This is a genomic window from Microbacterium sp. NPDC056044, assembly GCF_042267145.1.
Lineage (GTDB): Bacteria > Actinomycetota > Actinomycetes > Actinomycetales > Microbacteriaceae > Microbacterium.
Genome location: NZ_JBHJWZ010000002.1, coordinates 637,248 through 650,689, shown reverse-complemented (window position 1 = coordinate 650,689; position 13,442 = coordinate 637,248). Strand labels below are relative to the sequence as shown.

General features: G+C 69.1%; 11 protein-coding genes. 8 read left to right on the top strand and 3 right to left on the bottom strand.

The features are described from left to right. The first annotated feature begins 44 nt into the window (after nucleotides 1-44). From ACFC1I_RS08025 to ACFC1I_RS08010, 4 genes are all read left to right on the top strand, one after another. Nucleotides 45-686 (top strand): hypothetical protein, encoded by a 642-nt coding sequence (locus tag ACFC1I_RS08025; protein ID WP_376007733.1) that lies wholly within the window; start codon nucleotides 45-47, stop codon nucleotides 684-686. Between the two features lie 13 nt (nucleotides 687-699). Then, nucleotides 700-1,539, top strand: a complete 840-nt coding sequence (locus tag ACFC1I_RS08020) for an LLM class F420-dependent oxidoreductase (RefSeq protein ID WP_376007731.1) — start codon at nucleotides 700-702, stop codon at nucleotides 1,537-1,539. A gap of 61 nt (nucleotides 1,540-1,600) precedes the next feature. Continuing rightward, nucleotides 1,601-2,272: a GAP family protein gene (locus tag ACFC1I_RS08015; RefSeq protein WP_376007729.1), complete on the top strand. Its 672-nt coding sequence runs from the start codon at nucleotides 1,601-1,603 to the stop codon at nucleotides 2,270-2,272. A 20-nt stretch (nucleotides 2,273-2,292) separates the two neighbouring features. Continuing rightward, complete coding sequence (locus tag ACFC1I_RS08010; protein WP_376007727.1) at nucleotides 2,293-3,207, top strand: formylglycine-generating enzyme family protein; 915 nt, start codon at nucleotides 2,293-2,295, stop codon at nucleotides 3,205-3,207. Nucleotides 3,208-3,210: 3 nt separating this feature from the next. Here the strand turns inward: ACFC1I_RS08010 and ACFC1I_RS08005 are convergent, their stop codons facing one another. Beyond that, the gene (locus tag ACFC1I_RS08005) at nucleotides 3,211-4,146 is read right to left on the bottom strand and encodes an HAD family hydrolase (protein ID WP_376007725.1); all 936 of its coding nucleotides are present in this window, start codon (nucleotides 4,144-4,146) and stop codon (nucleotides 3,211-3,213) included. A 128-nt stretch (nucleotides 4,147-4,274) separates the two neighbouring features. Between ACFC1I_RS08005 and ACFC1I_RS08000 the strand changes: the two genes are divergently transcribed. Next, nucleotides 4,275-6,617, top strand: a complete 2,343-nt coding sequence (locus ACFC1I_RS08000; protein WP_376007723.1) for an arylsulfatase — start codon at nucleotides 4,275-4,277, stop codon at nucleotides 6,615-6,617. Nucleotides 6,618-6,684: 67 nt separating this feature from the next. On the opposite strand, the gene ACFC1I_RS07995 is transcribed toward ACFC1I_RS08000, so the two are convergent. Next, on the bottom strand, nucleotides 6,685-8,319 hold the full coding sequence (locus ACFC1I_RS07995) for a SulP family inorganic anion transporter (protein ID WP_376007721.1): 1,635 nt from the start codon (nucleotides 8,317-8,319) through the stop codon (nucleotides 6,685-6,687). Nucleotides 8,320-8,544: 225 nt separating this feature from the next. On the opposite strand from ACFC1I_RS07995, the gene cls reads away from it, so the two are divergent. Together cls and ACFC1I_RS07985 are read left to right on the top strand one after the other, a co-directional pair. Further along, nucleotides 8,545-10,020, top strand: a complete 1,476-nt coding sequence (cls, locus tag ACFC1I_RS07990) for a cardiolipin synthase (protein ID WP_376007719.1) — start codon at nucleotides 8,545-8,547, stop codon at nucleotides 10,018-10,020. Nucleotides 10,021-10,563: 543 nt separating this feature from the next. Next, nucleotides 10,564-11,553 (top strand): hypothetical protein, encoded by a 990-nt coding sequence (locus ACFC1I_RS07985; protein WP_376007717.1) that lies wholly within the window; start codon nucleotides 10,564-10,566, stop codon nucleotides 11,551-11,553. Nucleotides 11,554-11,749: 196 nt separating this feature from the next. Here the strand turns inward: ACFC1I_RS07985 and ACFC1I_RS07980 are convergent, their stop codons facing one another. Next, nucleotides 11,750-12,877, bottom strand: a complete 1,128-nt coding sequence (locus tag ACFC1I_RS07980; RefSeq protein WP_376007715.1) for an AI-2E family transporter — start codon at nucleotides 12,875-12,877, stop codon at nucleotides 11,750-11,752. A gap of 160 nt (nucleotides 12,878-13,037) precedes the next feature. On the opposite strand from ACFC1I_RS07980, the gene ACFC1I_RS07975 reads away from it, so the two are divergent. After that, nucleotides 13,038-13,424: an SHOCT domain-containing protein gene (locus ACFC1I_RS07975; RefSeq protein WP_376007713.1), complete on the top strand. Its 387-nt coding sequence runs from the start codon at nucleotides 13,038-13,040 to the stop codon at nucleotides 13,422-13,424. Nucleotides 13,425-13,442 lie beyond the last annotated feature (18 nt).

Genomic DNA, 13,442 nt, shown 5'->3' with positions numbered 1-13,442 from the left:
GCCTCCCCAGGAACGCGCCAGAGAGGCCCCGTACGCTGGGTCGCATGCCCCGACTGCAGGCCGACGCCGACCCCAACCTCTGGGTGCCCGTGACCGAGTCGCTCGGCTTCCGAGGCCGCCGTCACCGGAAGACGGCGATACGGATGCTGCTGAACCAGGCAGGTGGCCTGATGATCGGCCCGCCCGGCGCGACGTCGATCGAGGCGGGCGCTGCCGCAGGCGGGCAGCCGCGCTCCGGGAACGGCTTCGCCGCCTGGGCGATGAGCCAGGCCGCGCCGTTCCTGATGCGCAAGGCCGCGGGCCGCGTGCTCGTGTGGGTGTGGAAGGCCGACGCCGAGCTCGTCGTCGTGATGGCTCAGGTGCAGCAGGCGACGAACGACCTCCGCGCCGCCCGCGCCATGATGCCCATGGAGTACGACGACACCGAGAGCTTCCGCAACCCCTACCTCGGCGTCGGCGAGAAGCTCGAGATGGCACTCCCCTCCGACACGCGCACCCCGCCGTTCGCCACCTACACGTGGGACACCGGCACGCACTTCGTCACCGTGACCGCGGTGTGCTCCGACCGCGAGCGCTTCGGCACCGTGATCGGCAGCGTCGACGACCTCGCCCGCACGCTCCGTGTCGTCGACGACCTCACGGTCGGCGAGTCGCCCGACGTGCTCCGCATCGAGCCGAAGAACTGAGAGACTCGCTCAGATGACCGACTCGCAGCATCCGTCGTCCCATCGCCCGCTTCGGATCGGCGTGCAGCTCGCGCCGCAGCACGGGTCGTACGCGGCCTATCGCGACGCCGTTCTGCGCGCCGAGGAGCTCGGCGTCGACGCGATCTTCAACTGGGACCACTTCTTCCCGCTGACCGAGCCGTTCGAGTCCGCGCACTTCGAGGCGTGGACGGTGCTCGCGGCGATGGCCGAGCAGACCGAGCGCGTCGAGTTCGGCCCGCTCGTGAACTGCAGCTCGTACCGCAACCCCGACCTGCAGGCCGACATGGCCCGCACCGTCGACCACATCAGCGCCCGCGCCACGGGCACCGGCCGTTTCATCTTCGGCACCGGGTCGGGGTGGGCGCAGCCCGACTACGACGCGTACGGCTACGAGTTCGGCACGGTCGGCTCGCGCCTCGACGCTCTCGCCGAGGACCTGCCGCGCGTGCGCGCCCGCTGGGAGCAGCTGAACCCGTTGCCGACCCGGCGGATCCCGATCCTCATCGGCGGCCAGGGCGAGCGCAAGACCCTGCGCCTCGTCGCCCAGCACGCCGACATCTGGCACACCTTCACGAAGCTCGACGACCTGCCCCGCAAGATCGGCGTGCTGCACGAATGGTGCGCGCGCGAAGGCCGCGACCCGGCCGAGATCGAGCTGTCGACCGGGACCACCGTCCGCGGTTTCGGCCCTCTCCTGGAGGGGACGGATGCCGCGTCCCGCCTGTACGACCTCGGCTTCCGGCTGATCGTCCCGGCGATCGACGGGCCCGAGTACGACCTCGCGCCGGTCAAGGCGCTCCTGGAGTGGCGCGACCGGATCAACGGGGTCTGAGCCGCTTCGACCGATACGGTGGCCACGCCGATATCGTTCGACACCCCTCAGGAGGACGCCCATGGGCGCCGTCATCGGAGAGATCCTTCCCCTCGCCCTCGGTGTGGCGATCAGCCCGATCCCGATCATCGCGGCGATCCTCATGCTCCTGTCGCCGAGGGCGCGGGTGACGAGCGTCGGGTTCCTGCTCGGCTGGGTGCTGGGCATCGTGGTCGCGGTGACCGTGTTCACGCTGCTGTCGTCGATCCTTCCTGCGCAGGACACGGATGCCTCGAAGCCGATCCAGGGCGTGATCCAGCTGCTCCTCGGAGCGGGGCTGATCCTGCTGGCGCTGCGCCAATGGCGCGGGCGGCCGAAGGCCGGCGAAGAGCCCAAGATGCCGAAGTGGATGCAGGCGATCGACAAGGTCACCTTCCCCGTCGCGCTCGGCCTCGGCTTCCTGCTGTCGGCGGTCAACCCGAAGAACCTGCTCATGGCCGCCGCTGCCGGCGTCGACATCGGGTCGGCGGGACTCGAGACCGGGCCGATCGTGGTCGTGATCGCGGTGTTCACGGTGATCGCAGCATCCACCGTCCTCGTCCCCGTGGTCGGGTACCTCATCGCCGCCGAGAAGCTCCGCGGCCCGCTCGACGCGCTGCGCGTGTGGCTCGGCAAGGAGAACGCGGTGATCATGGCCGTGCTGCTGCTCGTGATCGGCGTCTCGCTGATCGGCAAGGGCATCGGCTCGTTCTGACCCCGGGCTACGGTGGAGCGGTGACTGCGGTGACCCACGACCAGGTGCTCCTCGACGGCGGCGTGTTCCGCATGGGGTCCGACGAGTTCTACCCCGATGAGAAGCCCGTGCACGAGCGCGAGGTCGCGCCGTTCCGCATCGACCGGTACGCCGTGACCAACGCGCAGTACGCCGCGTTCGTCGACGACACCGGGTACGTCACGGTCGCCGAGCGCGAGCTCGACGCCGCCGCGTTCGAGGGCGCGGATCCTGCCGACCTCGTGCCGGGCGCGATGGTGTTCACCCCGACCGCGGGCCCGGTCGACCTCCGCGACTGGCGCAACTGGTGGCGGTGGCAGCCGGGCGCGTTCTGGCGTCGGCCGTTCGGACCCGAGTCGTCCGTCGACGAGAGGCTGCAGCATCCCGTCGTCCATGTGGCCTTCGAGGACGCGACCGCGTATGCCGAGTGGGCCGGGCTGCGACTGCCCACCGAGGCCGAGCACGAGTACGCGGCGCGCGGCGGGCTCGAGGGCGCGCGGTTCGCGTGGGGCGACGAGGCGTACCCCGGCGGCGTCGCGCAGGCGAACTCGTGGCTCGGGCGGTTCCCCTACGACAACCAGGGAGTGGGGGATGCTGCGCCCGTCGGCTCGTACGAACCCAACGGGTACGGCCTCTACGACATGACCGGCAACGTGTGGGAGTGGACGACCGACTTCTACACGCCGCGCCACCTGCGCCTGTCGGACAAGCCCGTCGACGCCGGCAAGCGCGCGAACCTGCTCGCCGCGGCGAGCGCGCAGGACGGCTTCCCCTCGATCCCGCGCCGCGTGCTCAAGGGCGGCTCGCACCTGTGCTCGCCGGACTACTGCCTGCGCTTCCGGCCCGCGGCCCGCTCGCCCCAGGCCGAGGACACCGGCATGTCGCACATCGGCTTCCGCTGCGTCGGCGACGCCTGACGCTCACTCCGCCGGCGGGAAGACCTCGGACCAGTCGTCGCGCACGCTCACGACCGTGAAGCCGTGGACGGATGCTGCGGCCAGGGCCTGCTCCGCGCCCTTGTCGTACGGCACATCGCCGCGACCGGCGTCGTCGTGGTGGTGCACGAGCAGCGCGAGGCTGCGGGCGTTGCCCTGCGCGAAGCGGAGCATCGGGATGTCGCCGTTCGAGTTTCCGACCGCGAGGATCGGGCGCCGGCCGACCCGCATCCAGATGCGCACCGGCTTCTCGGGGCCGTCGTCGAAGAACGCGAGCTTCGACGTGTACCGCACCACGTTGTCGTCGGCGTCGTACTCGAGGCCCATGCCGGTGCCGACGACCCGCTCGGCGGGGATGCCGTAGTAGTCCTGCGTCATCGGGCGCATGAAGTCGCGGTCGCCGCCCGACACGATGTACGCGGTGAACCCGTGCGCCTCGAGATAGCGGATCAGCTCGACCATCGGCTGGTAGACCGTGTGCGCGTAGGAGCTGCCGAGCGACAGGTGGCGGGCATCGCGATAGAACGCGGCGACGGATGCCTCGTACTCCTCCACGCTCGCACCGGCACTGGACTCCGACACGGCGGCGATGAGCAGGCCGAGATCGGAGTCGTCGCCGGCGTAGTGCTTGTCGACCGCCTGACCCAGCCACGCGAGGTCGCCGGAGGCAGCAGCTCGGAACGGCTGCCGATCGGCGAGCGACGGGTCGGCGGCGGCCTGCGCCTTCCACTGCTGCAGCAGGTAGTGCAGCTGTGTGGGCATCGGCTTCTCGGTCCAGAGGGTGCCGTCGTTGTCGAACACCGCCACGCGGGCATCCGGCGGGACGAAGTCCGGCCCGCCCTCGGCGGTCACGGCGGCGACGAAATCGAAGATCGCGGCACGGGTCGCCGTGTCGCGCCACGAGGGCAGCGGCTCGCTCATGCCGCGACTCTAGCGGGCACGCGTGTCGGCCCTTCCGCGGGACACGGAGTCCCAACTAGGGTGCCAAGTGGGAGGCCTCGTCGGGCCTCCCTGCTTGTTTGTGACGTGTGTGAAGAACGGAGAACCCTGTGCCTCGCGAATTCCAGGGAAAGATCGAACTCGACGTCCGCGACTCGGTGGCGGACTGGGATGCCTTCCTGCCGAACAAGGCGCCGAAGGACGCACCCAATGTGCTCGTCGTGCTCTACGACGACACCGGCATGGCCGCATGGTCGCCGTACGGCGGGCGGATCAACATGCCGACGATGGACCGGCTCGCCGAGAACGGCCTGACCTACTCGCAGTGGCACACCACCGCGCTGTGCTCCCCCACGCGCTCGACCTTCCTCACCGGCCGCAACCACCACCTCAACGGCTTCGCGACGATCTCGGAGTCGTCGACGGGCTTCCCCGGCTACAACTCGCACATCCCCGACTCGAACGTGACGATGGCGCACCTGCTGCGCGACGCCGGATGGTCGACCTTCTGGGTGGGCAAGAACCACAACGTGCCCATCGACGAGTGGACCGCCGGCGCCAGCAAGAAGCACTGGCCGCTCGCGCAGGGCTACGACCGCTTCTACGGCTTCGTCGGCGGCGAGACGAACAACTGGTTCCCGTCGCTCGCCGAGGACAACCACTACATCGACCAGCCGTACCTCCCCGAGCAGGGGTACCACCTGTCGAAGGACCTCGCCGATCAGGCGCTCAAGATGATCCGCGACGTCAAGCAGACCGAGCCGGACAAGCCTTGGTACCTGTGGTTCTGCCCCGGTGCGAACCACGCTCCGCACCACGCCCCGCAGGAGTACATCGACAAGTACAAGGGCAAGTTCGACGACGGCTACGAGGCCTATCGCGACTGGGTGCTCGAGCGCATGAAGGAGAAGGGAATCGTCCCGTCCGACACCGCGCTGACCCCGCTCAACCCGATGCCCGAGGGCACGTTCTCGCAGACCGACGAGGTACTCCCGTGGGACACCCTGTCGGACGAGCAGAAGGCCATGTTCAGCCGCATGGCGGAGGTGTACGCCGGCTTCAGCGAGTACACCGACGCGCAGGTCGGCCGCATCATCGACTACCTCGAGGAGTCGGGCCAGCTCGACAACACGCTCGTCATCTACTGCGCCGACAACGGCGCCTCGGGTGAGGGCAGCCCGAACGGGTCGGTCAACGAGGGCAAGATCTTCGGCGGCTACCCCGACAGCCTCGAAGACAACCTGCGCCAGGTCGACAAGCTCGGCTCGCCCGACACGTACAACCACTACCCCACCGGGTGGGCGGCCGCGTTCTCGACGCCGTACAAGATGTTCAAGCGCTACACCTACCAGGGCGGCGTCGCCGACCCGCTGGTGATCCACTGGCCCGCCGGCTTCGGCGCCAAGGGCGAGGTGCGCCACCAGTACCACCACTCGACCGACATCGTGCCGACGATCCTCGAGGCGTGCGGCGTCTCGTTCCCCGACACGTACAACGGCGTCGAGCAGACGCCGCTGTCAGGCGTCTCGATGGTGCCGTCCTTCGACGCCGCGCCCGACGGGCCGACGAACAAGAAGACGCAGTACTACGAGATGTTCGGCCAGCGCGGACTCTGGCACGAGGGCTGGAAGGCCGTCACCGTGCACGGGCCGGTGAGCGGCAAGGGCGACTTCCCCGGCGACGAGTGGGAGCTGTACCACACCGACGTCGACCGCTCCGAGGCGCACAACCTCGCCGCGGAGCACCCCGACAAGCTCGAGGAGCTCAAGGCGCTGTGGCTCGAGGAGGCGAAGACCAACAAGGTGCTGCCGCTGAACGACCTGCAGATCATCGGCAGCCCGAAGGACTTCGAGACCTTCATCAAGATGGAGTTCCACCAGCCGGCACCGCCGTCGGGGCAGTTCGTCTACTACCCGGGCACGAGCGAGGTTCCGGAGCGGAGCGCGGCCAACGTGCACGGCGGCTCGTACAAGATCGCCGCCGAGATCGAGTTCACGCCCGAGACGCAAGGCGTGATCTTCGCGCACGGCTCGCGCTTCGGCGGACACGCGCTCGTCGTGAAGGACGGCCAGATCCACTACGTGTACAACTTCCTCGGCATCCCGCCCGAGGACCGCGTGTCGGCACCCGCCCCCACCTCGGGCAAGCACATCATCGGCGTCGAGTTCACCAAGGAGGGCACCGGCGACTACCGCGAGCCGAAGGGACCGGTGAAGCTCTACATCGACGACCAGCAGGTCGGCGAGAAGCAGATCCGCACCGTGCTCGGCCACTTCTCGCTCTGCGGCGAGGGCCTCACCATCGGCCGCGACAGCGCCGACCCGGTGTCGTCGCTGTACGGCTACGGGTTCGACTTCGCCGGCGGCGAGATCAACAAGGTGATCTTCGACATCGCCGACGACGTGTACCTCGACCTCGAGGCGCACCTCGCGGCGGCCTACGCGCGCGACTGACCCGACGGACGAAGAGCGGGATGGATGCCTCGAGCCGAGGCATCCATCCCGCTCCTTCTTCTGCGAATCATGCGGATGCTGCGGCCAGCCCCTCCTCGACCGTGGCGTGCACGCGGCCCGCGGCGTCGAGCTGCGCGTACCACGGCGTCTTGCGCGCGACCTTCGCGGCGGACTCCGGGAGCGCCGCGAGATGCAGCACCGCACCGTGGTGGGCGAGCTCGCGGTCGAGGTCCTCGAACATGTCGAGTCCCGTGACGGTGATGAGGTACTGGCGCTCGAGGTCGAGCACGACGGCTGTCGCGTTCTCGCCGGCGGCGAGCGCGATGATCGCTGACTCGTTCTCGAGCGCGTTCGCGGTGTAGACGCCGCGCAGCAGGTGGATCGCGACGGCGCGCCCGCGGCGCTCCTCGATCGCGAGCATCGGCTTGTTGATCTCGCGGAGCACCATCACCAGCGTCACCAGAACGCCGATGCCGACAGCGGCGAGGAGGCCGGCCGACAGGCCGATCAGCGCGACGGCGACGGCGACCCAGAAGTCGCGCGGGCTGATGCGCGCCCACCGCACGAGCTCGGGGATGTCGATCAGCCCGATGACCGCCACGAACACCATCGCGGCGAGCGTCGCCTGCGGCAGCAGGCTCAGGACCGGCCCGAGGAACAGCGCCACCAGCACGGCGAGCGCGACCGTCACCAGTGTCGAGAGCTGCGTCTTGGCGCCGGCGTTCTGATTGACCGCGCTCTGCGAGAAGCCGCCCGCCGCGGGCATCGTGGTGAAGAACGCACCGGCGACGTTGGCGGCACTGGTCGCGAACAGCTCCTGGTTGCTGTCGATCTGCGGTTCGGAGGATCGACGGATGCCTCGCGCCACCGCCGCCGACTCCAGGAACGCCATCACCGCGATGGCGAGGGCGCCCGGCACGAGGGCGGGCAGGTGCGTGACGTCCGGAAGCCCGGGGAGCGGCAGCCCGGACGGAACCGGGGCGATGAGGTCGACGCCGGCGTCGGCGAGCCCGGCGAACGCGACCAGCAGGATGCCTCCGACCACCACGATGAGGGTCGCGGGCACCTTCGGCGCGAAGCGCTTGAGCACGAGAAGAGTCGCGATCGATCCGGCCGACAGCGCCACCGTCGGCCAGTTGACGGTGGCGAACGCCTCGCCGACCGCGACGAGCGATCGGAGGAAGCCGTGCCCCGAGAAGTCGTACGTCTCGCCCAGGAGCTTCGGCAGCTGCCCCACGGCGACCGTCGCGCCGACGCCGATCTTCATGCCGAGCAGCGTCGCGCCGCTGATGTTCTCGACGAGCGAGCCGAGCTTGAACAGGCGGGCCAGCAGCAGGATCGCCCCGACGAGGAGCGTGAGCATCATGAGCGAGCCGAGTGCTTCGTCGGTGCTCTCGGCGGACGCTGCGACCCCCGCCGAGACGAGCGTGGTCGCGGTCAGCGTCGCGATGGTCGAGGTCGTCGAAACGCTCATCGCACGGCTGCCGCCGAGCATCGCGTAGACGAGCATCGGCACGATGCACGTGTAGAGGCCGACCTGTACGGGCAGATTCGCGATCGTCGCGTACGCCATCGCCTGCGGCACGACGACCGCTCCGGCCGAGAGTCCGCCGACGATGTCGGGGGCCAGCCACTCGCGGCGGTACCCGGCGAAGGTCGGCAGCAGCCACCGCGGGCGGGGCGCGGGCGCGGTGGTGGTCATGAGGCGAATCTAGCGAGACCGGCCGCCCGCGCCGGTCCACCCGGGCCGCAGGGCACGCCGATCCGACGCGACACGCCGCGCACGCAGCATCCGCCCGACAACATGCGTCGGCTCGATCCCCGCCCTGGCCGGCCGGGGCGAGCCCGGCCGGGATGCGGGCGACGCGTGCGGAATCACGCGCTTCGAACGACGCGTTCCAGCGGCCGCCGGTGCCACACTTACCCCGTGGACTCCGGTTTTCTCGCCAACCTGACCTGGTCGCTCGCCGCGCTGGTGCACGCCGCGATCGTCATCACCGCGCTCATCGTGATCCCCCGGGGCCGAAAGCCCACGGCGGCGATGGCGTGGATCCTCCTCATCGTCGTGCTCCCGGGCGTCGGTGTGGTGCTCTACCTCGTCATCGGCAACTTCCGCCTGCCGGCCAAGCGACGAGCGGAGCAGGCACGCATCGACGAGATCATCCGCGGCAGGGTGACCGACGGCGCGCTGACGGAGACGGATGCCTCGTGGCCGCGGTGGTTCCAGCGTGTGGTGCAGCAGAACCAGAACCTGACGGCGCTGCCCGCCTCGGACGGCAACGAGGCGACGCTCCTGCCGCACTACCAGGAGTCGCTCGACGCCATGGCGGCCGAGCTCGACACGGCCACGGACTTCGTGCACATCGAGTTCTTCATCGTCGGGTGGGACGACTCCACACGCGGGTTCTTCTCGGCGATGGAGCGGGCGGTCGCCCGCGGCGTCACGGTGCGCCTGCTGGCCGACTACGTCGCGACCAAGAAGGTCGCCGACAGCAGCAAGATGCTGGCCGAACTCGACCGCATCGGCGTGAAATGGGCGTGGATGCTCCCGGTCGAGCCCTTCAAGGGCAAGTACCAGCGTCCCGACCTGCGCAACCACCGCAAGATCGTCGTGGTCGACGGACGCGTCGCGTTCATGGGCTCGCAGAACCTGATCGCCCGCCACTACGACTCGCAGAAGAACATCAAGCGCGGCCTCAAGTGGCAGGAGCTCATGACGCGGCTGACCGGGCCGGTCGTGGCATCCGTCAACACCGTCTTCCTGTCGGACTGGCTCATCGAGACCGGTGAAGACCTCTCGGCCACGGCCCAGGTGCCGCCGTCGCAGCTCGCGGTCTCGACCTCGCCCGACGCGCTGCAGTGCCAGGTGGTGCCGAGCGGTCCCGGCTACGACACCGAGAACAACCTGCGGCTGTTCCTGTCGCTCATCTACGGAGCGACCGAGAAGGTCATCCTCACGAGCCCGTACTTCGTGCCCGACGAGGCGATGGTCTACGCCATCACGAGCGCGTGCCAGCGCGGCCTCGAGGTGCAGCTGTTCGTGTCGGAGATCGGCGACCAGTTCATGGTGTGGCACGCGCAGCGGTCGTACTACCAGGTGCTGCTCGAGGCCGGCGTGCGCATCTTCCTGTACCCCGCGCCGTTCATCCTGCACTCGAAGCACTTCTCGATCGACGACGACATCGCCGTCATCGGCTCGAGCAACATGGACATCCGCTCGTTCAGCCTCAACAGCGAGGTCTCGCTCATGGTGCGCGGCGAGTCGTTCGTCGCCGGCATGCGCGAGGTCGAGCAGGCCTACCGCGACGCCGGCCGCGAGCTCACCCTCGAGGAGTGGCGCCGCGAGCCCGCCAAGGCGACGTTCCTCGACGGCCTCATGCGCCTGACTTCTGCGCTGAACTGACCGTCTGGTGATGGATGCCTCGCCCCGAGGCATCCATCCCCCGCCTGTCTCCGGGGCACCATGCCCCGCCGGGCGCCGCGCCTCGCCGGCCCGCGCCTCGCCGGGGGCGCCTCTCCGGGCGCGCCTCGCCGTCACCACCGCCCGACCCTCTCGCCGAGACAAGGCGTTTCGGCCGAGACCAAGGAGCTCACCCTCGGTCTCGGCGCGAAACCCCTGCCTCGACGATGAAGCTGGTGGAACGGGATGCCGGGCCCCGCGTCCCCGCCGAGCTCGCCGCCGTCAGCCCCGCTCCAGTCCAGCCCAGCCCAGCCCAGCCGAGCCGAGGGTCACGCGTCCGCCGCGTTCTCTCGTCCCTCGAGGCACAGCGTTCCCGCCGAGACCGGCGGCCTCTCCCTCGGTCTCAGCGGAAGTCCCATGCCTCGGCGAGGAGGACGAGCCCGACGCCTCCTCCACAGCCCATGGCCGCGCCGGCGAACGGGGCCGCAATCCACATTCAGCAGCGCCGCATCCCCACGGCGGTTGCTGCCCGGGCAGTCTGGCGCGATGACAGCGACCGTCGATGCAGCGCTACTCCTCAGCCGCGAACAGCCATTCGATGTCGCCCGCCTGGATCGCGATGGGAGGCTGCATCGGATCCGGCCGGGTGCGTACGTGCCGAAAAACAAGTGGGATGCGCTCCAGCCGTGGGAACGCTATCGCTTGCGGGTGCTCGCCGTCGCCCGCGTGTGGAAGTCGCCGGTGTTCTGTCTCGAATCGGCGGCAGTGCTCCAAGGGCTACCCATCTTCGGCGAGCCGACGCACATCCACGTGCTGAGCGCGGACGGCCGGTCTTGGTCCGAAGGCGACGTGATCGTGCACGGCCACAGCAGCGAGCGAGGCGTGACGGACGCCGCGGGCACGCGCGTGACAGCGCTTTCTGACACCGCGGTCGATCTGGCCCGCGTGCTGCCGCCGGCTTTCGCGCTGGCGGTTGTAGATGCAGCCGCCCGCATCCTCGAGAGGAGCGGCGAGGCGATCGATGTCAGCGAGCGTGGCCGCGCACAGGCCAACCGCCGTGGGGTGCGCCAGCTCGACTGGGTGCAGGAGCGTGCCAACCCCCTCTCGGAGTCCGCCGGCGAGGCGGTGAGTCGGGCCGTCATCGAGTGGCTCGGATATGAGGCGCCGGTCCTCCAGCAGGTGTTCTCGTACGAAGGCGAGACCGATCGCTGCGATTTCTACTGGCGTCGCCTGCGAATCATCGGCGAATCCGACGGCTACGGAAAATACGACGACGCGGATCCCGACGCGATGAAGGCCCACTTCGTGCGGGAGAAGAAGCGCGAGGACCGCCTGCGAAGACACGAAGGCGGCTTCGCGAGGTGGGACTGGGGCGACACCATGCGGTTCGAGTCTCTCGATGCGAAGCTGCGCGCCAGCGGCCTGACGCCTGTGCGGTCGCGACAGTCCCTCATGCTGCGCACCCTGGCGCAGAACCCGAGATCAATCGCCCCGAAGGCCAAGTCAGGTCCTCCGAAACCGGGGGCGAAGTCCTAGGCTTCGGCGAGAACCCGCGGGTCTCGGCGGATTGCCGCGACCGAGACGGATGCCGCGACCACCGTCTGCTCGCCGATCCAAGGCATCCCGGCCGAAACTCAGGACGTCGCCCTCGGTCTCGGCCGAAGTCCCCGGTCTCGGCAACAGCGGCGACCGAAACGAATAACTCTGCGCCGGATCGGGGTTTCTCGCGTGACTAGACCTTGAGGTCCTGCTTCGGGACGACGACCTCGCGGATGATCAGCAGGATCGACGCCATCACGGGGAGTGCCACCAGGACGCCGACGATGCCGGCGAGCGCGCCGCCGGCGAGCGCGCCGATCAGCACCAGCGCGGCGGGGATCTCGATCGCCTTGTTCATGACCCGGGGGCTGACGACGTAGGACTCGATCTGGATGTAGACGAGGTAGGCGATGAAGAAGATGAGCGCCTGCGTCGGGCTCGTGAACAGCGCGATGATCGACGCGAAGATCCAGAAGATCACCGAGCCGAACAGCGGGATCAGTGTCACGACGAACGCGATCACCGCCATGAGCGCCGGGAACGGCAGTCCGATCACGAGGTGCAGCACGAAGACCACGGCCGCGTTGATCGACGACAGGATGACCGAGCCGATCAGGGCGCTGCCGACCGAATCGGTGATGCGCTCGGTGAGGTCGGCGAGCCGCACGCGGCTGTGCGCCGGCGCGAGGGCGTAGAAGGCGCGCTTGGCGGCCGTGAGCGACGCGAGGAAGTACAGCGTCAGGGCAATGACGACGAAGCTCGCCGAGATCGCGGCCACGAAGCCGACGCCGACCGCCAGGACGCCGCCGCCGAGGGCGGCCAGAGTCGAGGGCGCCGAGATCCATTCGGCGACCTGCTCGAGCGCGCCGAGCACCGCGACCTGCACGTCGGGAGTCAGGCGGGCGAACCAGTCGGACTGCGGGATGTTCTCGACGGCCTCCGGGATCGCCTGCACCAGCTGCACGATCTGGGCGACGACCGGCGGCAGCACGAAGACGAAGAAGGCCACCGCGATCAGCGCGAAGCCGCCGAAGACGATCGCGATGCCGGCGCCGCGCTTGACCCTGTGCCGCTCGAGCATGCGCACGATCGGGTCGAGACCTATCGCGAGGAACATGCCCAGGATGATGTAGACGAGGATCGTCGCGATCGAGCCGATGGCCGATCCGAGCACCAGCGCACCGAGCACGCCGATGGTCACGAGGAACCCCGTCGCGGCCGGATGATCGAGCCCGGCCAGCACGCGCGAGAAGCGGCGGGGGCGCTCTTCGACGCCTGCGGCGACCACGCCGGCGTCGGAGCTCTCGGGTTCGTCGGTCATGAGGATCATGATGCCGCCATTCGGTCCGAAATCGTTCAGATTGCGTCATGTGCAGACGGCGTGTTTGGGGGTAGTGTCGCGACCACGGCCGGCGCAAGGGGCGCGGACCGCAACTTCACAGTGGCGGGCCTCGGTCCGTCCTCACGATTGGCAACCTCGCATGGGCAATTTGTGGGACTTCGTCCTCTGGTTCTTCTGGATCTTCGTCTTCGTCGCGTACCTGATGGTGCTGTTCTCGATCATCGGCGACATCTTCCGCGACCACGACCTCAACGGCTGGCTGAAGGCCGTCTGGATCCTGTTCCTGATCTTCGTCCCGTTCCTGACTGCGCTGGTGTACCTGATCGCCCGCGGCAACAGCATGCAGAAGCGGTCGATCGCACAGGCGCAGGAGATGCGCGCCGCGCAGGACGCCTACATCCGCCAGACCGCGGGATCGGGCTCCAGCGCCGCTGACGACATCGCGAAGGCCAAGTCGCTGCTCGACTCGGGCGCGATCTCGCAGGCCGAGTTCGACGCGCTCAAGGCCAAGGCGCTGGCAGCCTAAGCCGGCCCCGGAACAGGA